Below are 21,413 nucleotides of genomic sequence, written 5' to 3'. Positions count from 1 at the left end.
GGAGCGCTTCGCGCGCCCGGCCGGCCCGCCGCCCCCCCGCCGCGGGCCGGGCCTGCGGGCAGACCGGGCGAGCCTGCGGGCGGGCGCGTCGCGCCACCCGCTGACGCGGCGCTTCCGGCGCCGCTGCCGCCCGCCGACGTCAGCGGCAGCGTGGTGCTTGGCGGAACGCCCGGGGGGGGAAACGCCCGGCCGGCTGCCGCCGGGCTCGCCGCCGCCGCCGGCATCCTGACCGGACGTCCGACGCTTCGTCCGACGCGCACGGAGGTCGGCCCCGATATCGACGGCCGCCTCGACGACCTGGTCTGGCGGAACGCGCTGCACATTACCGAGTTCGTCCAGGAGTCGCCGCTCGAGGGCGCGCCGGCGACGGAGGACACCGAGGTCTGGATCAGCTACGACAGCGAGAACCTGTACGTGGCGGTGCACGCCCACTACGAGGATCCCGGCATCATGCGGGCGACTCGCGTGGACCGCGACGAGTCGTGGCGCGACGACAACTTCACCGTCTACTTCGACCCGTTCCTCGATCAGCAGCGGGCCTACGCCTTCTCGGTCAACGGTTACAACGTGCAGGGCGACGAGATCGTCAACGCGCGCGGCCGCACCGGCCGCGGCGGCGGCGGCGGCCGTAGCGGCGGTGGCGGCGGCGGCGGATTCAGCACGCGCGGCATTCCGTGGGGCGACCGCTCGTGGGACGCGCTGTTCGACAGCGGCGCGCAGATCGTCGACGACGGCTTCACGGCCGAGATGGCGATTCCGTTCAAGAGCCTGCGCTATCCGCAGCGGGGCCGCGACGTGCCGCACCGCTGGGCGTTCCAGATCGTGCGGGAGATCCGGCACAAGGACGAGAACGCCGTCTGGGCGCCGATTTCCCGCGGGGTGGCGGGCTTCCTGCCCCAGATGGGGCTGCTCGAGGGGATGACGAACCTCTCGATGAGCCGCAATCTCGAGATCATGCCGGTGGCGACGGGCATTCAGCTCGGTTCGCTCGACACGTCGAGCGGGGCTTTCGTGGCGGACAGGGCGCAGCCGGAAGGCGGCGTCAACGTCAAGTACGGCATCACGTCGAACCTGACCGCCGACTTCACGCTGAACCCCGATTTCTCGCAGATCGAGTCCGACCGCCCGCAGATCGAGGTCAACCAGCGCTTCGCCCTCTTCTACCCGGAGTTGCGCCCGTTCTTCCTCGAGGGCGCCGAGATCTTCAACGTGTTCGGGCCGATCAACTTCGTCCACACGCGGACCATCCGCGACCCCGACTGGGGGGCGAAGATCACCGGAAAGGTGGGGCGCACCTCGGTCGGCTTCCTGGCTGCGAACGACGCCGCGGCCGGCTCGGTGGCCGGCCTGGCCGGGCCTGACGGCGACGCCGCCGCGAACGTCGTGATCGGACGGGCGCGCTACGACCTCTACGCCGAGTCGCACATCGGCGCGATGGTGACCAATCGCGACTTCCTCGGCGGCTACAGCCGCATGGCGCTGGCCGACGGCGCGTTCCGGCTCGGCCGGACGCAGTCGGTCGGGTTCGCCGCGGTCCAGACGGACAACCGCGATCTCGACGGCCTCGACTCCCGCGGCACCCTGTTCGACGTCAACTACCGGCTGCAGGGCCGCCACTGGAACATCTTCAACGGCACCTACCTGCTGTCGCCCGACTTCCAGACCGACGTCGGGTTCGTGCAGCGCACCGATCAGCAGCGCAACGTCACCACCCTCGGGTACCGCTTCTGGCCCGAGAGCTGGGTCATCAACTGGGGGCCCAGCGTCACCTACGGCCGCAACTGGAACTTCGACAACGTGCTCGAGGACGAGCAGTTCGAGGCCCGGCTCAGCACGACGTTCGCCAACAACATCAGCGGCAGCTTCAGCGCCACCCGCGACATGGAGCGCTACCGCGGCGTGAACTTCGACAAGCTCGGCTACCGCGCCTTCGGCCGCATCAGCAGCAGCCGCAAGTACTCCGTCGGCGGGTTCTATCGCTACGGCGACGAGGTCCGGTACCAGGAGAATCCGTTTCTCGGCCGCGGCGGCAGCGGCGGGATGTTCGTCACCCTGCGGCCGACGTCGCGGTTCCAGTCGCAGATCAACCTGAACACGAGCCACCTCATCGACCCGCGCATCGACTCGAGCATCGGCGACCCCCTGGTGTTCGAGGTCACGATCGTGCGCGCCCTGAGCACCTACCAGTTCACCGACCGGCTGGCTTACCGGAACATCGTCGAATTCAACACGCTGCAGCGGACCGCCGGGTTGAACATGCTGGTGAGCTACCGGGTCAACGCCGGGACGGTCTTCTACATCGGCTACGACGACCGTTACCGGCAGGGCGACCACATCCTGGGCGAGGACCTGGACGGCGACGGGATCAGCGATTACCTGTTCCCGTCGGTCACGACGCTGCAGCGCACCAACCGGGCGTTCTTCACCAAGTTCCAGTACCTGTTCCGGTACTGAGCATCGCCGGACGGCGTCCGGACGACTCGCGGGCCGGCCGCCGGGCATACCGATCGAAGGAGCAACGCAGCTCGGGCGGGATGCAACCTCGCAGCGGGGCTCTTCCACGGGCTGTTAAGATAGTCGGCTAATGTCCTTCGGCACCCGACCCGCAAGCAAGGTGGTGGGAGTGCGCCATCTGATTCCGTTCCTGACCGTCGTGGCGGCCACCGGCCTGGTCTGCCCCGCGGTCTCGGCCCAGGAGGGGCTTCCCGCCGCGCCCGGAGCCCGGTGGGCGTCGGTCGAGCCCGGCGCCGTAGCCGTCGTTGCGTTCGAGAACATCTCGGCAACGCCGTCCGACGACTGGCTGGGTGACGGAATCGCGGAGACGCTCTCGGCCGACCTCGAGGGGCTCGACCGGGTCTCGGTGGTCGGACGCGAGGGGCTGACCGCCGAGGCGGAGGCGCTCGAAGAGGGAATGACGTCGTTGGCGGCGGGCGACGCGGAGCGCCGGCTGCGCGAGGTCAGCCGCCGCCGCGGCGCCGCCTGGCTCGTCACCGGCGGCTATCAGCGATTCGGCGGGCGGATACGGATCACCGCCCGCCTCGTCGACACCGGCACCGGCGCGGTCGCGGCCGGCGCCAAGGCGGACGGCGACGCCGGCGAGATATTCGCGTTGCAGGATCGCATCGGCGCGGAGTTGACGGGCGCCCTCGCGGCGTCGCTCGCCAACGCGAACCGTTCTTCGTCGCACACGGACCGCATGACGTCGCCGCCGGACGTCGCCGGCGGCTACGGCGGCGGGAACGGGAACGGGTACGTCGGCCGGAACGGCGACGGGAACGGAAACGGTATCTTCCCGCCGCGCCGGATGCCGCCGGCGGGCGCGGATGCCGTGGCGAGGAACCCCGCGGATCCCATGGCGATCACGGCCGGAGTCGCCCCCGCCGGTCGCTTCGCCGCCGCCGCGCGTCCGGGCGAGCCGGTGGAGACGGACGTCAACGGCGAGATCGCTCTGGGCGGACGCGCACCCATGACGGCCGGTTTCGGCGTGGCCGAGGGGGTGGGCATCCTGACCGGGCGTCCGACCATGCGTCCGCCGCGGGCCCGAGAAGGCCCGCGCGTCGACGGGCGGCTGGACGACGCGGTCTGGCGGGACGCGCTCCACATCACGGACTTCGTGCAGCAGAACCCGCTGGAGGGGGCCCCGGCGACCGAAGCCACCGACGTCTGGATCGCCTACGACAGCCAGAACTTCTACCTCGCGGTGCACGCCCACTACTCGGACCCGAGCCTGATGCGCGCCAACCGCAACGACCGCGACCAGGCGTTCGAGGACGACAACATCGCGATCTACTTCGACACGTTCCTCGACCAGAACCGCGCCTATCGCTTCAGCGTCAACGGCTACGGCGTGCAGGGCGACGCGATCGTGAACGCGCGGGGATACAGCCGCAGGGCGCGCGGCCGGCGTACCGGCAGCTACTCCATGTCCCGCAACCAGATCCCCACCGGCGACTCGTCCTGGGACGCGCTTTTCGACAGCGGCGGGCAGATCGTCGACGACGGGTTCACGGCCGAGATGGCGATCCCGTTCAAGAGCCTGCGGTACCCGGCGCAGGATCGGGACATCCCGCACCGCTGGGGCTTCCAGATCGTGCGCGAGGTGCGCGGCAAGGACGAGAACCAGGTCTGGGCGCCGGTGACGCGCAACATCTCCGGCTTCCTGACGCAGGTGGGGGTCCTCGAGGGGATGACCAACCTCTCGCTGAGCCGCAACCTCGAGATCCTGCCGACCTTCACCGGCATTCAGCACGGCTCGCTCGACAGCCGGGGCAACTTCGTGAGCAAGGATCCGTCGCCCGAGGGCGGGCTGAACGTCAAGTACGGCATCACGTCGAACCTGACCGCCGACGTGACGTTCAACCCCGACTTCTCGCAGATCGAGTCGGACCTGCCGCAGATCGAGGTCAACCAGCGCTTCGCGCTCCGCTATCCGGAGCTGCGGCCGTTCTTCCTGGAGGGCGCCGAGATCTTCCAGATACTCGGTCCGCTCACCTTCGTCCACACGCGGACCATCGTCGACCCGGAGTTCGGCGCGAAGCTGACCGGCAAGCTGGGCAACACGACCCTCGGCATGATCGTGGCCGACGACGAGGCGCCGGGCCGGGTCGAGCCGGGGAGTCTCGCCTACGGCCGCAAAGCCAACAACATCGTCGGGCGGGCACGCTACGACCTGTACGCCGAGTCCTACCTCGGGGCCATCTTCACGCACCGCGGCTTCATGGACAGCCACAGCACGCTGGGGGCGCTGGACGGCAACTTCCGGCTCGGACAGACGCAGGGCGTCGGGTTCAAGCTGGCCCAGACCGACCACCGCGACCTGGACGGCGTCAGCCGCCAGGGCCAGATGGTCGACCTCAGCTACCGGTTGAACAGCCGGCACTGGAACAGCTTCGTCGCCTTGTACACGCTGTCGCCCGACTTCCGGCACGACATCGGGTTCGTGCGGCGCGTCGACACCAAGCGCCTCTACAGCCGGCTCGGCTACAACTTCTGGCCGGAGAGCTGGATCCTCAACTGGGGGCCCAGCATCCAGTACGGCCGCAACCACAACTTCGCGAACGATCTGGACGACGAAGACGTCCGCCTCGGGTTCAACGCCCGGTTCGCGCGGAACATCAGCTTCAACGCCGACGTGCGCGAAGAGATGGAGCGCTACCGCGGCATCCGGTTCCACAAGCGCGCGGTGTCGGTAGGCGGGGAGGTCAACACGAACCGCATGCTGGTCTTCGGCGGCTACTACCGCCAGGGCGACGAGGTGAAGTACCAGGAGAATCCGTACCTCGGCAAGGGGGGCAGCGGCAGCTTCTTCGCCGCGCTGCGGCCGGTCTCGCGCTTCCAGTCCGAGCTGAATCTCAGCGTGAGCGACTTCATCGACCTCCGCCACGGCGCCGACACCATCTTCGACGTCAAAATCCTGCGCACCCTGAGCACCTACCAGTTCACCGACCGCTTCCTGTTGCGCAACATCGCCGAGTACAACACGTTCGACCGGAAGTTCGGCCTGAACTGGCTGCTCACGTATCGCGTGAACGCGGGGACCGCCTTCTACGTGGGGTACGACGACCACTACCAGCAGGCGGATCGGCTCTACGGAGACATCGACGGCGACGGGTTCGAGGACCAGTTGTTCCCGACGCTGACGTTCATGCAGCAGACCAACCGCGCCATCTTCACGAAGGTCCAGTACCTGTTCCGGTACTGAGCAGCCTTGCTACGATTAGCGGAGAAGGCGCCTTCGTGAGGCGCCGCGCGCGATTTCGCCGAACACGACCCTTGTCGTTCCGAACGACCGTCATTCTTGCCGCGCCGGCCGGGCCGGCGCACCGAGGTCACGCCATGAACACCCGCTATCTTCCGATACCGTTCGCACTCGCGCTCGCGAGCATCGCGGCCGCGCCGCTCGCGGCCCAGGACCGCGCTCCGCAGCTCGACAAGCTGACGCTGCCGGACGGGTTTTCCATCGAGGTCTACGCGCCCGATGTCCCGAACGCGCGGCAGATGTCGCTCAGCCCGGACGGGACGCTCTTCGTCAGCACGCGCCGGCTCGGCAACGTCTACGCGGTGCGCGACGACGACGGCGACCAGAAGGCCGACCGCGTGCTGACGCTCGACAGCGGACTCAACATGCCGAACGGCGTCGCCTTCCGCGACGGCGACCTTTACGTCGCTGAGGTCAACCGCGTCCTGCGCTACGACGACATCGAGGCGCACCTCGAGTCGCCGCCTGAGCCCGTGGTGGTCAACGACGAGTTCCCGACCGACCGGGCGCACGGCTGGAAGTTCATCGCCTTCGGTCCCGACGGCCGCCTCTACGTGCCGGTCGGCGCGCCGTGCAACGTCTGCGACCACGAGGCGACCACGCCGATCTACTCCACCATCAACAGCATGAACGCGGACGGGAGCGACCTGCGGATCTACGCGCACGGCATCCGCAACACGGTCGGCTTCGCCTGGCACCCCGAGACCGACGAGCTCTGGTTCACCAACAACGGCCGCGATCGCCTGGGCGACACGCAGCCGGCCGACACGCTGCACCACGCGCCGGAGCCCGGCCTGCACTTCGGCTTCCCGTTCTGCCACCAGGGCGACATCCAGGATCCCGAGTTCGACACCCGGCCGTGCAGCGAGTTCCGCCCGCCGGCTCGGAAGCTGGGCCCGCACGTCGCCTCGCTCGGCATGCGGTTCTATACCGGCGACATGTTCCCCGCCGAGTACCGCAACCAGATCTTCATCGCCGAGCACGGTTCGTGGAACCGGACTCCGGAGGCGGGCCACACCGGTTATCGCCTGACCGTGGCGAAGCTCGACGGCGATCAGGTGACCGACTACGAAGTGTTCTCCGAGGGCTGGCTGGAGGAGGACAATACGTGGTGGGGGCGCCCGGTCGACGTGCAGGTGATGCCGGACGGCGCGCTGCTGGTCAGCGACGACACGGCCGGGGCGATCTACCGGATCACCTACTCGGAGTAATGAATGCCGGGGAAACCGCGTTGCTGAAGGGGGACCTCGCCGGCGCCTTGGCGGAGGTGCAGAAGGGCGTCGGAACCCCCGAGCACAGGGCGTTCGTTGCGAGTCGTGCAGAGAAAGCGGAGTAGCCCATGAGCCCCAGGGTCGGTTGTGGCGTCGGGACTTCGCCGAGAGGTTGGGCGAACCGGATCGCGAGTTTCGGCGGGCTGGCCCTGGCCGCCTGTGTGGCGGGGTCGCTGGCCGATGTCGGGGCGGCCGGGGGGGTGCCGGCGACCGGCAGGCACGCCAACGGCATATCGGCGGCCGGTACGCCCGCCGCCGGCGCCCAGGCTGCGGCGACCGTGGGCGAGCAGCTCTCGCCGACACTCATCCGCGAGCGGACCGAGCGGGAGTGGGACGTCAAGGCGGAGAAGATGCGGCGGCATCTGCTGCCGCTGATGCGGGCGCACGAGATCGACCTCTGGGTCATCATGAGCCGCGAGAACGCGCCCGATCCGGCGCTGGAGCTGTTCGGCGGCTACGGGATCACCGGCTGGTACGGCCACCGCAACGCCTATCTCTTCCACGACGCCGGCGCGGACGGCCTGCAGACGACCGTCCTCGGGACGCACCTGAGCGGCCAGCTCGCACGTTTCTACGATACGCGCGAGCTCTACGGCGAGGAAGGGCTCGCGCCGCACCTGCGCCGCTACGTCGAGGCGCGGGACCCGCGGCGCATCGCGATCAACCAGTCGCGGACCATCAGCATGGCGGACGGGCTGACGGCGGAGCTGAAGGAGTACCTGCTGGACGCCGTCGGACCGCGCTACGAGGATCGCCTCGTCTCGTCCGAGCCGCTCCTCGTCGAGTACGTCTCCACGCGCACCCCGGCCGAGGACGCGATTCAGCGAGAGGCGTCCGCCGCGACCTTCGCCATCCTGCGGCGCGCGCTGTCGAACGAGGTGATCACGCCGGGGCGGACCACCCTGCTCGACGTCCACTACTGGATTACCGCCGAGTGGAAGCGGCAGGGGTTCGAGTTCAACTTCCCCGCGTCGGTCGACCTGCAGCGCGCCGGCGCCGAGCCGCGCGACAGCGACGACGCGGTCATCCAGCCCGGCGACCTGCTGCACGTCGACTTCGGGGTGCGCAGTTCCGGCATCGTGGCCGACCAGCAGAAGATGGCCTACGTCCTGCGACCGGGCGAGGAGGAGCCGCCGGCCGGCCTGCGCGCCGCGTTCGAGCGCTCGAACCGGATGGCCGAGATCCTCCTCGAAGAGTTCGTGCCCGGCCGCACCGGCATCGCCATCAAGACCAGGGCCGAGGCGCGCGCCGCCGACGAGGGGATCGACGCGCTCGTCTACTCGCACGCCCAGGGCAACTGGGTCCACGACGCCGGGGTCTGGATGGTCTTCGACTGGCCGGACCGCTACGGCGACCACCCGCGGTTTCCGCTGCGCGCGGGGGAGTGGATCTCGCTCGAGTACTCCATCACCGCGCCGGCTCCGGAATGGGACGGGCAGCCGGTGACCATCATGCGCGAGGAGGACACGCTCGTGCATGGAGACGGCCCCGTGGAGTACCTGTCCGGGCCGCAGACCGAGCTCTGGCTCATCCGCTGAGCTACATCCAGGCGGCTAGCGCATCCGGCGCATCGAGCGGCACGGCGTGCGCGTCGTCGCCCAGCGGGTAGGCGTTCGGGGCGCGGCAGAAGATCGACAGCGACCGGACCGAGCCGGGCGGCAGATCGCGCGCGATCCTGCGCAGCGCGCCGGCGTCGCGGGTGTCGGGGTGCTCGGTCCACTTCGCGTCCGCCAGGTGAAACGTTCCCGCCCGGTGCAGGAGGAAGTCGGCTTCGCGCGCGCGGTCGGCCCGGAAGTGGAAGTCCCAGCCGCCGCGCCGGTTCGACTGCGCGCGGCGGATCTCGGCGCAGACGAACGTCTCCCACAGCGCGCCGGTCAGCGGCGACGAATGCAGTGCCTCGGTGGTGTGCACGCCGCACAGAAACGCAGCGAGGCCGGCATCGCGCAGGTACAGCTTCGGCCGCTTGACCAGCCCCTTCGTGCGGTTCGCGAACCACGGCTCCAGCAGCATGAGTTGATGCGACGCGGCCAATGCCGACAGCCAGGCGGCGGCGGTGGAGCCGCTGATGCCGGTGTCGCGGGCGAGGTCGGCGCGGTTGAGCAACTGCGCCGAGCGCAGCGCCGCGGCGCGCAGGAAGCGCTCGAAGTCGCGCAGGCTGGAGACTTGCAGGAGCTGTCGCAGGTCCCGTTGCAGGTAGGTCGCTACGTACGAGCGGAGGAAGCCCTCGGCGTCGATGTCGCGATTCTCGTACAGCTCGGGGAAGCCGCCCCGCACGAGGAACTCCTCGGTGGATAGCTCGGGGTGTGCGGCTCTCGCCTCCGCGAACGAGAGCGGCTCGAGCTCGATGACCGCGGCGCGCCCCGCCAGCGAGTCCGAGACCGACTTCATCAGGCCGAGCGGCTGCGATCCGGTCAGCAGGAAAGCGCCGTAACGTCCGCGCTCGCGATCAGTCGCCGCCTTCAGGTGCCGGAACAGGCCGGGCGCATACTGCACCTCGTCCAGAATGACGGGCGGCGGGTGCCGCGCGAGAAAGGTATCGGGATCGCGCTCGGCCTGCTCCGCCTCGCTCGGCAGATCGAGGGTCACGAAGGCGTGGTTCGGGAAGAGCCGGCGCATCAGGCTGGTCTTGCCGGTCTGCCGGGCGCCGGTCAGCACCACGACCGGCCGCGTCGCAGCGCGCTGCATGAGGAGCGGCTCGATGTGACGGTCGATCCACATCGTGCAAATTCTAGGTTTGCATAAGAGAATGTGCACGTCGGATCTTCTCCGCACGACAGTTCCGGAACGTTCCGGAACGGAACCGAATCGATTCGTGAGCGGACGTCGACCACCCGCGCCGTGTTGCGAGATTCCGGCGTCGTGGCTATTGTCTCGGGATGCGCTGGACTCGACCGTGCCGGATGCTGGTGCTGGGGGCCCTCCTGGTCGGCGGAGGACCGGTTTCGGCCCAGAGTGCGGGCGGCCCCGATGTGGAAGCCGTGCTGCAGCGCATCCAGGCTTCCGTCGAGCGCTTCTATTCGCGGGCCCAGCACGTGATGGCCGACGTGCGCGTCCGCGTGCGTCCGATGGGGCGGGACTTTCGTTCCACCGGTCGAGGAAGAAACCTCCTGTACGAGATGCGGGTGGAGTGGGCGGCGGGGGCGGACACGGACACGCCGGCGCCCGAGCCCGTCGTGATGCGCACGCTCCTGGAAGCCAACGGCCGGCCGGCGGCGCCGGAAGACGAGCCCGTGTGCGCCGATCCGGAGCCGTTCTCGGAGGAGCCCCTGGCGATCTTTCTGCCGGCGAAGCGGCACGACTACGTGTTCACCTGGTCCGGCCGCGAGCGCGAGGCGGGCCGGGAGACGGACGTCCTCGAGTACCGGTTGCGGCACGACGAAGAGCCGACCATCGAATGGGACGGGCTTTGCGTCAGCATCGATCTGCCGGGACACACGCGGGGCAGAGTCTGGGCCGACGCGGAGACCGGCGACGTGCTGCGCCTGGATGAGCGCCTGCGCGGCATGTACGAATTCCCGGTGCCGCGCGAGCAGCGGCGCCGCGGCATGCGGCGGACGATGGCTATCGAGAGCTCCAACAGCACGGTCCGGTATCGCCGGGTGGCGTTCTCCGATCCGGACGAAACGCTGCTGCTGCCCGCATCGAGCGAGTCGATGACGATCTGGCGCAACGCCGGCGTCGCGCGGCAGTTCATCACCCACGAGATCTCGAACTACCGGCGGTTCGTCACCGGCGCGCGCATCGTCGGGATTCCGCGCCGTCCCTGACCGTCAACCGTGTTGCGCGAGTCGGGAGGCGGGAGCTACGAACCGCCGGTACAGGTCGAAGTTGTAGAGTGCGAACGCTGCGCACATGATGATGCCGCTCAGGCCCATGGTCGGCGCGGCCAGGGACATCGGCTCGTTGAGCAACCGGTAGACGCCGACGGAGTACCCCGCCAGCAGGCCGAGCTGCACGAACAGGCCCAGGCCCCAATCGAGTGCGGCCGTCCTGTTGCGCGCGATGAGGGCCAGGTACGACAGAGCGACGGCAACGATGTAGAGGTGCAACGGTCCGAGGTACGCCTCGAACCAGACCCTCGTCGGGTAGTCGAGCTCCTCGACGATGAGCGTCTTGAGGCCGACCGCCAGCCCGTTCGTCGCCAGGAAGCAGAGGCCGAAGTAGGCGGCGAGCCAGATTGCGCGCCGGGGCCGGTCGGTGAACGTTCCGTTGCGCTCCGTTGTCCTGGCGAGGATCAGGAAGAGCCCGACCGCCAACGCCGTCATCACCGGGACGTAGATGTACCACTCGAAGAACCCGATGTCCCGTATCCAGAGCAGAATCGGAGCGAGCACTTCGCCCAGGCGGTTGGTGAACGTAGCCGGTGGAGTCATGGTCGGACCCTCCTCAGCTCTGCTTGGACGATCTCTCGCTCACGACAGTTCCAGACGTTCCGGCGCGGAACCGCACCGAGCTCGTGACTCCGGTTCGGAATCACCGTGCCCCGTGCCGGAGCGAGGCTTCGACGCCGAGCCCGCGACCGGTTGCAGGATGCGCGCGCCCGACGCGCGGACGATCGTCGAGTTCGGAACGTCGTTCGGCGTGTCGTCCGTCTGGCTGGCGGCCGCGGTGCGGGACAACGGCGGCGGGCGCGTGGTCGGTGAGTACGTCCGCTACATGCGGGATCCGCGCAACGGCTTCCGTTTGGTGGTCCTGCCGTTCAAGGCGGGCACCGAATACTCCGTTCGGCTGCCTGCGCGCGCGCCCGCGTGATACCCTCGGTTCCTTCCACATCGCCATGCCCATTCCCGCCGGCCAACCCGCCCCCGACCTCAGCGTTTCCGCCTGGGTGCAGGGCGCCGCCACGAACCTGGATCAACAGCGCGGCAACGTGGTCCTGATGGAGGTCTTCCAGGTCAACTGCCCCGGCTGCTTCTTCAGCGCCATACCCGAAGCGATCAAGGTCCACGACCGCTTCGCCGGCCGGCCGGTCACGGTTCTCGGCATCGCCACCGCCTTCGAGGACTGGGACAAGAACACCTTCGACAACCTGCAGCGGCTTGCGGAGACCGGCGAAGTGATTGGCGAGACCCGTCTGATGCTGGATCGGGCCGGCCTGCTCGACGACGGCAGGCTCCGCTATCGCATCCCGTTCCCGCTCGCCATGGACGAGCTGGTCGCGGTCGCCGGCGACGCTACGCGGGAACAGGCGGTGGCCGCCATTCGCCCTCAGGTTCCCGTCTTCGATACGCTTCCCGAAGCGCACCAGAGCCAGTTGATCGACCGGGTGACAACGTACCTGAAGTCCCGCGAGTACGCGCCAACGACGTTCGATCGGTACGCGCTCCAGGGCACGCCGTCGACCATCGTCGTCGACAAGCGGGGTACGCTTCGGGAGATCACCTTCGGCCAGGTCGGCGAACTCGCCCCCACGATCCAGGCCCTCCTCGACGAGTGAAGGCCGCGGGGCGGATATCGGCGCCGCACACGCGCGCGCTGGTGGTCGTCCAGGCCGGAAAGATACTCGGCGAGCGCTACGCCGGCGGGTTCACGCGCAACACGCCGCAGCTCTCGTGGTCGCAGGGCAAGAGCATCGCGGCCGCGCTGGTCGGCGCGGCGATCGAGGCGGGCCATCTCGACGTCGGCCTGGACGATTCCGCGCCCGTCCCGGAATGGCAGGGGGAAGGCGATCCGCGCCGGGAGATCCGCATGCGCGACCTCCTGAACATGAGCTCGGGGCTGGACTTACACGGTCATCGTCCCATCCCGCGATCTCGTGGTCGTCCGGCTGGGACCGAGCCCCGGGGGCCACGGGGCGTACCTGTCCGGGATCATCGGCCAGTTGACGGCGGCGATCGGTCGTTGAGCCGGATCAAGCGTGCAATGCGCCCACGCGCCGCCCGGCAGCGGCCCGGCCCCGCCGCGCCTGCGCAAGCTCGTAGCTCGCCTGCATCCGCATCCAGTGGTCGGCGGTGCCCCAGCCGATCTCCTCCAACGCCAGCGCCATTTTCGCCGACACCCCCGCCTTGCCGTTCAACAGGCGCGACAGCGTGCCGCGCTCGCAGCCGAGACGCGCCGCCGTCTCGGTCACGTTCCAGCCCACGTCGTCCATGCTTTCTCGGATCAGTTCGCCCAGGTGCGGCGGGTTCGGCATTGGGCCGACGCGATCGCGTTCCACGGCGTTCATGGTCAGCACTCCCTTGGTCAGTGATAGTCGATCAGGTCTACGTCGACCGCCTCGCCGTCCTCGAAGCGGAACACCACGCGCCAGTTGCCCGAGACGCGGACGCTCCACTGGCCCGCGCGATCGCCCTTGAGGGGATGCAGCCGGAAGCCGGGTGCGTCGGCGCTGCCCGGATGCGCGGCCTCTTGCAGCCGGAACAGAATGCGCCGGATCCGTGGCACCAAGCCCGCAGGCAGCCGCGCGGCATCGTCCCGCTCGTGCAGCGCGCGCAGAGCCTTGTGCCTGATTTTCGTGGTCCACTGTAGCGCGCAGCGTTACGCGCCGCAAGCAGAGCAGGTGCGCGATTGTCTAGGCGCGGTGCAATGCCTGTCCGACTACACCGCGCTGGTCGTGCGCCCTGCGGGTAGGCCGTCCGATGGAGGAAGGAGGCTGGTTTACCCATCCGCAAGCACGCGTGTAGAGTGGGGCGAGGAGGGCGTATGTCTGCGATCCGTTGGGCATTGGTAGTGTGTCTCGTGCTGACTGCGGGCCAGGCGTTGGCGCAGTCGAGCAGTCGCTTCGTCCCGGTGACGGACGAGGCGCTGCAGGATCCCGATGCGGCCGACTGGCTCATGTGGCGGCGGACGCTCGACGGCTGGGGCTACAGCCCGCTGGATCAAATCGATCGCGACAACGTGGGCGACCTGCGAATGGTCTGGACGCGAGCCCTGGCGCCGGGGCTCCAGCAGGGCACGCCACTCGTCCATGACGGCGTCATGTATATGCCCAACCCGCGGGACGTGATCCAGGCCCTCGACGGCGCCAGCGGCGATCTCCTGTGGGAATACCGGCGGTCGCTCCCCGAGGACGTGGACGAGTTCCTCATCACCGTCCTCGCCGAGATCAACCGCAATCTGGCCATCTACGACGATCTCATCATCGACACCAGCGTCGACGACTACGTCTTCGCCCTCGATGCGTCGACGGGCCGGCTGGCCTGGGAGACCGAGATTCTCGACTACCGGACGCATCCCGCCAACCAGACCTCCGGACCGATCATCGCCGACGGCAAGGTCATCTCGGGGCGGAGCTGCACCCCGCAGGGTGGACCGGACGCGTGCGTCATCACGGCGCACGACGCCCGGACCGGTGCGGAGCTGTGGCGGACGCGCACCATTCCCGCGCCCGGCGAACCGGGCGACGAGAGCTGGGGCGACGTGCCCTACGAGGAGCGCAAGCACGTCGGCGCCTGGATGGTGCCCAGCTACGACCCGGCCCTGAACCTCATCTACATCGGCACGTCGGTGACGTCGCCCGCCCCGAAGTTCATGCTCGGCGGGATCGACAGGAAGCACCTGTACCACAACTCCACGCTGGCCCTCGACGCCGACACGGGCGAGATCGCCTGGTACTACCAGCACCTCAACGACCATTGGGATCTCGATCACCCGTTCGAGCGCCTGCTGCTCGACACCGCCGTCGCGCCGGATCCGGCAACCGTGCCCTGGATCAATCCGCGGCTGCGGTACGGCGAGGTCCGCAAGGTCGTGACCGGGATTCCCGGCAAGACCGGTATCGTCTACACCCTCGACCGCGAGACCGGCGAGTTCCTGTGGGCGACGCCGACGGTCACGCAGAACGTGATCAGCGGCATCGACGGCGCCACCGGCGCGGTCACCGAGAACCCGGAGGTCGTCTTCACGGGCGACGGGCAGACGGTGCTGGCCTGCCCGACCCTGGTGGGCGGCAAGGACTGGGAGGCGGGGGCCTACAGCCCACAGACGGGGCTGATGTACTTCCCGCTGCGCAACGCCTGTGCGCGGATGATGGCCACGGCCGGCAGCGACAGCGTCGCCACGTCGCTCTATGCGCTCGCCGTGCGGAGCGAGCTTGCGCCCGGCACCGAGCAGCTCGGCACCGTCCAGGCGATCTCCCCGGAGACCGGCGAGCTCGCCTGGAAGTACGAGCAGCGGGCCGCCACCACCTCGCTCGTGGCGACCGGCGGCGGACTCGTGTTCGGCGGCGACCTCAACGGCCGGTTCCGCGCCCTGGACGCGGAGACCGGGGACGTGCTGTGGGAGGTGAACCTGGGCTCGCCGATCACCGGGTTTCCGATCGCGTTCGCCGTCGACGGCCGGCAGTACGTCGCGGTCAGCACGGGCAGCTCGCGCACCCTGGTGTACTTCGCGCCGCTGACGCCGGAGCTTCGCCCGAGCATGGGCAACAACCTGTTTGTCTTCGCCTTACAGAACTGAACTTTATGTAAACTATTGATAAATAATAGGTTGCTAAAATAAAGGAAAGGCGCTTACCACTCTAGTTACCACAATGCCCGGATCGCCGAGCTGAGGTCCACGTCAGTTTCGGGTCGGTAAGCGTTCGGTCGTCCCGGTACGGACATGCGGCCGGGCCAAGCGGACGCTGGCGTTGTCGACGGCCAGCACCCGGTCGATGTCCTCTGTGCAGGGAGGGCGCCCGGACCGGATCGACTCGCTGCTCGACGATGCTTGCCCGACTGCCGTAACGTCGGATACCCGCTTGACCGAAACGCTCACTCGGGTCGCCACCCGCGCGGGCACCGTGCCGACTGTCGTCGATGATGAAGAGTTGATCTGACGGTTGACTAGGGCCGGTCTCTTCGGGGCGCCGGTACGTCGCCGGATCCATGACGATCACCGGGCGAGAGAGGCAAGCGTAGGGTCCTGATCACGGTCGACGGCGGGGCCGGGCCAGCTGGCGCTGGGGATCCTTCTGTCGGTGACAACGAGGAACGGCCGAACGGTTCTGCCAGCGGTTCAGGTGGCGCGTCATCGCGCTGATCGATACAGACCGCTGCACGCGAGAACGTGGGCCCCGTAGCCCGAACACACAGCCGGCAGCGCCAGCCGTACGTCGATGGCGAACCGGCTCGAAATGTTCCGGCAGCGTCATGAGCATCCCACGGCGTACCCCACAACGTCGGGAAGGCGCTGCCGCCGTCTGCGCGTCGCTGTTCACGCAGGCCATGATACGCCGAGTCCCACGGGCGCGATGCCCTGGGACCGAGAGGAGACATCGCGCACGAGCACACTGGCCGTTCCACTTCACCCTCGTGCTGGCGGCGACGGCCTCGGCCACGAACTTGCAGTCGAGGACCTGCGGCCTCCTTCGTTCGTCCGCGCCTGCAAGCATGATTCGTAATCAGCAGGTCAGCGGTTCGAGTCCGCTCGCCGGCTCCATATTTTCTCCTTTATCTTCAGTTATTTACGAGCGCGTTCCGGGCCCGGCGGTCGGGCGCCTGCTCGGGTAGGGTGCATATAGGGTGCATATCGCAAATCCTGTGGCGTTCTAGCATCGGCCGCGCCTCTCCTGACAAAGCGCACTGACCGCGATATCGCCCGACCGATCATCAGGTCGAGGCGGCTGAGCAGCGGCGGCTCGACGCGGAACGAGCCGGATGGCGATCCTGGACCGAGATGAAGAGTTTCGAACGCGCTTCGAAAACCGCGTTGCTGCCGGCCGAAGTGGTGCACGACCGCGTAGGCGCTGCCCATCTGGCGGAACACCTCGAAGACCAGCCGGACAGCGCCTTGGACCTCCTGCGCCGGGTCGTAGCAGCCGTCCTCGTCGATGACCAGTGTCCGGGTCAGCGCGCAGATCTCGATCAACCGATGCCATTCCAGATTAGAGCGGGCCAACCGCGAGGCTTCCAGGGCGAAGATGGCCCCGACGCGTCCCAGTGACACATCGGCGACCAGCGTCCTGAAGTCCTCGCGGTTGGTCGTCTGCGCCCCGACTGCCCGAGGATCCGGATGCGCTCCGGCGCCCATATCATCTCGACGGCCCGGTTCCGCAGGTCGTACTGCCGCTCGGTACTCTCCCGATGATGACGCACCTGCCCTATCGTCGACTGCCGGACTATAGATGTAGGCCGGCTTCTGCAGGTGGTGGCTCTGTACTTCGACTTCGTCAGTACGACCCTCGGTCACGTCCCGACGGGTGCTGGGACGGAGTTCGTGCGCGCTCGTCGCAGCGGCCGCACTCGGACGCGATCCAGCGCTCCAGCATGTTCGGGCCAACAGGCCGGCGGCCCGGACATCGACGGGCACGGCGGCCGCCATCTGCACTCAGTCGATTGGCTCCCGGCGTCGCAGCAGCTCAAGGTTGATCGCGGCGACCTCGTCGAGCACCTGTCGGGTCCGGCGGTAGTTGGCGACGAACTGCTCGACCTGGCTGCGATGCTCCTGCGGTACGTAGACCATGACCGGCCGCCCCTTGCGCATGCTGACCGACAGGTAGACCTTTGGGCCATGGCCGATACCGCGCGCGCACTTGCACCCTGGCTGTCCGCAGCGCTTGAAGCGGTCGATGAGCGAGCCGCGCAGGATAACCTTCAGAGCCAGGAGCTGTCGCAGGAGCATGGTCCTGCGCCTCCGCTAAGAGCTCGCCAGGCGCTCTTTTTCAGGAGTCTCCTCAGAGTCGTGTGGTTAGGGGTGGAGCCAGCTCGATGCCTCCACAGCAGAGATAGAGCATCGAGATGAGCGGGCCGTGAGAGTGAAACCCGTGGCAGGCGCGCCGCGCGCTGACCCGGAGCTTGCTGTTGATCCCCTCGACCGTCCCGTTCGTCATCCGGGTGTCCAGGTACGCGAGGATCCCCGCAGCGTGCTTACGGATCGTCCGCGCGAGCCCGACGAACGGTGCCAGACGTGACCGCGCCGCCCAATCCATTTGTCTCGTTGGCCTCGGCGGGCTTGGCCTGCTCGAGGATCGTCGCCCGGTACTCCTTCAACTCGTAGGCGCGGTCCAGGGCTCGGTTCTGCCGGCGAGATCGCGCTTCGCCCGGCTTCAGACGCGCCGGATGCTTCAGCAGCGCATAGCACGTCCTCTTGCATCTTGCCCGACGTCTTCCCCAGGCGGCGTTGCTCGGTGCGGCGGACCTCGTCGACGGCGTCGGTGGTCAGCCGCTCAACGTAAAACCGGTCGTAGACCACCCGCGCCTGCGGCACGCCCGCCCGCAGCACCTTGCCGTAGCTCGCCGCCAGGTCCGCAGTCACCAGTTCGATGCAGGCACAACCGGCCGGTTCCAACCGGTCGAAGAACTGCTCCAGCGTCTCGGCCTTGCGCCCCGGCCCGCCCACACCACACGCCGGCGGCCATGGTCGACCACCACTGTCAGTATAGTGGTGGACGCTTCCGATAGCTGAACTCGTCGACCCGTCGCAGCCGGGCCAGCCTCGTCGCGTCCAGACGGCGAGCCACCACGCGCTCGACGATGCCGCCCACCGCCGGCCAGGAAACCCCCACCAGACGACTCGCCATCGTCCGGTCCGTCACCTGTGCCAGATACGCCGCCATCTCCTCAAGTGGCGCCGTGAACGTGCTGCCGTGCGCTGCCCACGACACCTGCACCACCCGAACCCCGGAGCGACCGCACGATCCCCCCCACCGGGCATACCGTACCCGACCCACGGCAGATGACGGCCACAACCGAGCCGGCTGCCGGTCGTAGCGCGGCGCCCGGCGGCCGCACGCACCGCATCCTGACCGCCGCCACGACGGCCGCGCCGACACGCTCAACATTCCCGTCGTGCTGATGCGCACCTGCTCGACGTACAACGGCATGGCACGAAGTAGTCGGCGTAGTACCGTGGTCACACGCATGGGGCTGTCCTCCTCCTCATTGGTTGTCGTATTGCAACTCCAATGAGAAACAGGAAGCCCCCGCGTTTTCAATGACTTCCGTCGCCCGGCGGATCTCTGGATGACTCCCCAGGCTCCGCTCGCTTCTGGCAGCGGTTCGAGGGGCGGACCAGCCCATCTCCCGGCAGACGGTCGCGTCGAAACGCGAACCTGGTTGTACAGCCAGGACGTCCCCGTCCGGGCTCGGCCGCAAGGCCCATAACGGCCTGTGGCGAAGACGTATCCGCTCACTCGTGCAGGGAACCGGAACTCATATCGACGATGCAGGAAACTTCAATCCGCGCGACCCCAGGACCTATCGATTGTGCAAATCCGCGGAGCCGGGATCGTTCACGGAGGCGGTTCCGGTCACGGCTCTGTATCACCAAGCTATGCATGAGACATTCGCCGTTGTCCCGGGTGGACCTGCCAACAACAGTTGGTTCTCCTTTGTGCGGCCCATACGAAGATACGAGAAGCCGATTGTAGTGTCCTCCGCTATGAACACGAGGCTCGCACCGATCCCAGGTAGAGTTCCAGGCTCTGCTGGATCAAGATCGTGTAGAAGTTCTGTTCGGAGCGGCGGCAAAGGGACATTCAGGTGCCCGTTGCGGCAATTCGTCTTGATCGGTACGAAGAATACTCGCGAGACCAGCTTCTTGAGCAAGCCGAAGTCACGTTCGGCTTCTCTGTGTACTCTTTCGTCATCGACTGTGAGTAGATTGTGAGCGATTACATCTCGTCGGCCGATTAGATTTCGCCAAGACACTTGGTCACGCGCTCTCTCCGGGATTTCAAACAGTAAGGCTCCGAGATCAGATCCGCGACTCTTGAGCAGGTTGTCAACTTGCTTGATCGCTTCGCACGTGTCTTCAACGTACTTCTTCAACGCGGTGGACAAGTCGATCTGCCGACTTTCTTCATCTCTCATGCGCTTCATGACGTCTACCGCCTGACTACAGGTTCGGGCAGCGTACATCATGAACTCTTCAGCGCGAGTACAGACATCAGATATCTCTTGGTCAGCGCGGATTTGCCAGACGATGTTGCTTCGTGCCATTAATTCGTCAACTGACACGACGGAGGCTCCCTGCCTCTTGCGCCTGGCGACGAGTCGGTCCATTTGGTCGCTTGCCATGTCCGGTTCTGCCAGCGCAACGGGTCTGCTTTCGCCGTTCCCACTTGCCTGGGACTGTTGAATGGTCAGTGTTGCATGGTCGAGTCGGGGGCCGCCCGTCAAGATCGACCTCATAGCTTGCTTGATTGTATCCTATTGGCCAGAGTCTCTCAACCGGCCTGCGCGGATTTCCCCGGGGAGCGCGACGCTGGATGCGTCGGGACGAGCTGGGGAGCCGCAGGAGTACCTACCTCGCACGACCGCAGCCACCACCGGCACCGACATCGCGCCGCGATCGGTGTACTCACCGAGTCCCCGGAGTTGCGGCCAGAGTTGGCGCCGGTCGAGACAGCAACCCCTGATGTTGGCACCTTATTCGGACGCGCGCCAACCATCACGACTTTGAGGGCGCCGGCGTCGTTGCCGTCGTCATGCCGGCCGGACGCAGACGTACCAGCTCGCGGTAGAGGTCAACGCAAGTGCGCCGGCTCATGCACATCACCATCACCTTGCCGTCCACTGCCTCCAGGCGCGCTTTTCGAAAATGCTCGACGAGGTCTCGTGCGACGAGGGCCGCACGCTTCTCCGCGCCGACGATGGCCTTGAGCCGCGTCCGACTGGTCTTCAGCCTCTCGCGGCGGTCGACCTCCTTCCCCTCCGTCGCCTCCTCAAAGCCGGGATCGATGGGGGATCGATGCGCGGCTTCTTTCGCTCCTCGAGCGCCAACCTCGCGAGGAGGCTCTCGTAGTAGATTGGCACGGTAACCCCGTCCTCGACCGCCCGCTGGATGTCGTAGATGCCGATGTGGTCGCCGAACACGGCGCTGGTGTTCGCGTCCTCCAGCTCAATCGGCGTGCCGGTGAAGCCGATGAGCGAGGCGTTGGCAGGGCGTCGTGCATGTGTCGCGCGAACCCGTCGACGAAGTCGTATTGGCTGCGGTGCTTCTCGTCGGCGATGACGACGATGTGGCGCCGTTCCGAGAGACCGGATGCCGGTCGTGTCACCGGTCGCCCTTCTTGTCGGGAAAGAGCTTCTGGATCGTAAGGGCGAGGCGTTAGGTTGAGCGTAGCGCGCGGCCGCTACGAGTCCGGCCGGCAACCTGCAAGGGCGCCGGGGGATCGACGATTCGGGTCATCTGCCACACGCAGGGATCCGGCAAGATCCTGACGATGCCGTTCTATGCCGGCTGCCTCGAGACCCGGCAATGGAGAACCCCACCATCGTCGTTCTCACCGGTCGCCCCGATCTCGACGATCAGCTCTTCGGGACGTTCGCACGGTGCGCCGACCTGCTGCGCCGGCCGCCGGTGCAGGCCCGAGGACCGTACCGAGCGGCGCGGCGAGCTCGATGTGCAAGCGGGCGCCGTCGTGTTCACGCTGCGGCCGAGCCGCGCGGAACGTCTCGGTGACCGCGTGATCAACGACAATTATTTTTGCCGGTTGGCGAGGACGCGATCGGCCGGTTCGT

General features: G+C 67.6%; 16 protein-coding genes and 4 pseudogenes. 9 read left to right on the top strand and 11 right to left on the bottom strand.

The features are described 5' to 3' along the window. From F4X11_24180 to F4X11_24165, 4 genes are all read left to right on the top strand, one after another. Window positions 1–2,454 (top strand): carbohydrate binding family 9 domain-containing protein (locus F4X11_24180; GenBank protein ID MYN68076.1); only part of this gene is annotated, 2,454 nt, incomplete at its 5' end. Between the two features lie 130 nt (window positions 2,455–2,584). Then, a complete protein-coding gene (locus tag F4X11_24175) occupies window positions 2,585–5,701 on the top strand; it encodes a hypothetical protein (protein ID MYN68075.1) in 3,117 nt (1,038 codons plus the stop codon). A gap of 134 nt (window positions 5,702–5,835) precedes the next feature. After that, the gene (locus F4X11_24170; GenBank protein MYN68074.1) at window positions 5,836–6,969 is read left to right on the top strand and encodes a sorbosone dehydrogenase family protein; all 1,134 of its coding nucleotides are present in this window, start codon (window positions 5,836–5,838) and stop codon (window positions 6,967–6,969) included. A gap of 128 nt (window positions 6,970–7,097) precedes the next feature. Continuing rightward, window positions 7,098–8,567, top strand: a complete 1,470-nt coding sequence (locus F4X11_24165; protein MYN68073.1) for an aminopeptidase P family protein — start codon at window positions 7,098–7,100, stop codon at window positions 8,565–8,567. 1 nt (window position 8,568) lies between these two features. Here F4X11_24165 and F4X11_24160 read toward each other — a convergent pair whose 3' ends face one another. Continuing rightward, the gene (locus tag F4X11_24160; GenBank protein MYN68072.1) at window positions 8,569–9,747 is read right to left on the bottom strand and encodes an ATP-binding protein; all 1,179 of its coding nucleotides are present in this window, start codon (window positions 9,745–9,747) and stop codon (window positions 8,569–8,571) included. Between the two features lie 158 nt (window positions 9,748–9,905). Here F4X11_24160 and F4X11_24155 point away from each other — a divergent pair, with 158 nt between their 5' ends. Further along, window positions 9,906–10,796: a hypothetical protein gene (locus F4X11_24155; GenBank protein MYN68071.1), complete on the top strand. Its 891-nt coding sequence runs from the start codon at window positions 9,906–9,908 to the stop codon at window positions 10,794–10,796. A gap of 3 nt (window positions 10,797–10,799) precedes the next feature. On the opposite strand, the gene F4X11_24150 is transcribed toward F4X11_24155, so the two are convergent. Next, complete coding sequence (locus F4X11_24150; protein ID MYN68070.1) at window positions 10,800–11,402, bottom strand: hypothetical protein; 603 nt, start codon at window positions 11,400–11,402, stop codon at window positions 10,800–10,802. A gap of 160 nt (window positions 11,403–11,562) precedes the next feature. Here F4X11_24150 and F4X11_24145 point away from each other — a divergent pair. From F4X11_24145 to F4X11_24135, 3 genes and pseudogenes are all read left to right on the top strand, one after another. After that, window positions 11,563–11,781: pseudogene (locus tag F4X11_24145) on the top strand (class I SAM-dependent methyltransferase). A gap of 25 nt (window positions 11,782–11,806) precedes the next feature. Beyond that, window positions 11,807–12,466 carry a redoxin domain-containing protein gene (locus F4X11_24140; protein ID MYN68069.1) on the top strand — a complete coding sequence of 220 codons (660 nt, stop codon included), beginning with the start codon at window positions 11,807–11,809 and terminating at the stop codon, window positions 12,464–12,466. Further along, a pseudogene (locus tag F4X11_24135) lies at window positions 12,463–12,771 on the top strand (serine hydrolase). The gene F4X11_24140 and the pseudogene F4X11_24135 overlap by 4 nt, the downstream one beginning before the upstream one ends. A 109-nt stretch (window positions 12,772–12,880) precedes the next feature. Here F4X11_24135 and F4X11_24130 read toward each other — a convergent pair. Together F4X11_24130 and F4X11_24125 are read right to left on the bottom strand one after the other, a co-directional pair. Beyond that, window positions 12,881–13,162: a HigA family addiction module antidote protein gene (locus tag F4X11_24130; protein MYN68068.1), complete on the bottom strand. Its 282-nt coding sequence runs from the start codon at window positions 13,160–13,162 to the stop codon at window positions 12,881–12,883. A gap of 50 nt (window positions 13,163–13,212) precedes the next feature. Continuing rightward, entirely contained in the window at window positions 13,213–13,479 is a 267-nt protein-coding gene (locus tag F4X11_24125) for a peptidase (protein MYN68067.1), read from the bottom strand. Window positions 13,480–13,671: 192 nt separating this feature from the next. On the opposite strand from F4X11_24125, the gene F4X11_24120 reads away from it, so the two are divergent. Next, a complete protein-coding gene (locus tag F4X11_24120; protein ID MYN68066.1) occupies window positions 13,672–15,426 on the top strand; it encodes a PQQ-binding-like beta-propeller repeat protein in 1,755 nt (584 codons plus the stop codon). 984 nt (window positions 15,427–16,410) lie between these two features. Here the strand turns inward: F4X11_24120 and F4X11_24115 are convergent. From F4X11_24115 to F4X11_24085, 7 genes and pseudogenes are all read right to left on the bottom strand, one after another. Further along, window positions 16,411–17,271: pseudogene (locus tag F4X11_24115) on the bottom strand (recombinase family protein). 6 nt (window positions 17,272–17,277) lie between these two features. Beyond that, entirely contained in the window at window positions 17,278–17,571 is a 294-nt protein-coding gene (locus F4X11_24110) for a hypothetical protein (GenBank protein ID MYN68065.1), read from the bottom strand. Window positions 17,572–17,623: 52 nt separating this feature from the next. Beyond that, window positions 17,624–17,878: a transposase gene (locus F4X11_24105; GenBank protein ID MYN68064.1), complete on the bottom strand. Its 255-nt coding sequence runs from the start codon at window positions 17,876–17,878 to the stop codon at window positions 17,624–17,626. Beyond that, window positions 17,776–18,348 (bottom strand): transposase, encoded by a 573-nt coding sequence (locus tag F4X11_24100; protein ID MYN68063.1) that lies wholly within the window; start codon window positions 18,346–18,348, stop codon window positions 17,776–17,778. The genes F4X11_24105 and F4X11_24100 overlap by 103 nt, the downstream gene beginning before the upstream one ends. Further along, on the bottom strand, window positions 18,323–18,811 hold the full coding sequence (locus F4X11_24095; protein MYN68062.1) for a transposase family protein: 489 nt from the start codon (window positions 18,809–18,811) through the stop codon (window positions 18,323–18,325). The genes F4X11_24100 and F4X11_24095 overlap by 26 nt, the downstream gene beginning before the upstream one ends. A gap of 400 nt (window positions 18,812–19,211) precedes the next feature. Next, window positions 19,212–19,907, bottom strand: coding sequence for a hypothetical protein (locus F4X11_24090; GenBank protein MYN68061.1), 696 nt, complete (start codon window positions 19,905–19,907; stop codon window positions 19,212–19,214). 478 nt (window positions 19,908–20,385) lie between these two features. Continuing rightward, a pseudogene (locus F4X11_24085) lies at window positions 20,386–20,988 on the bottom strand (type I restriction endonuclease subunit R). Window positions 20,989–21,413: the final 425 nt, after the last annotated feature.

Source organism: Acidobacteriota bacterium (assembly GCA_009861545.1).
In the GTDB taxonomy this organism is placed as follows: domain Bacteria; phylum Acidobacteriota; class Vicinamibacteria; order Vicinamibacterales; family UBA8438; genus WTFV01.
This window is presented reverse-complemented; position numbering and strand designations above follow the sequence as displayed.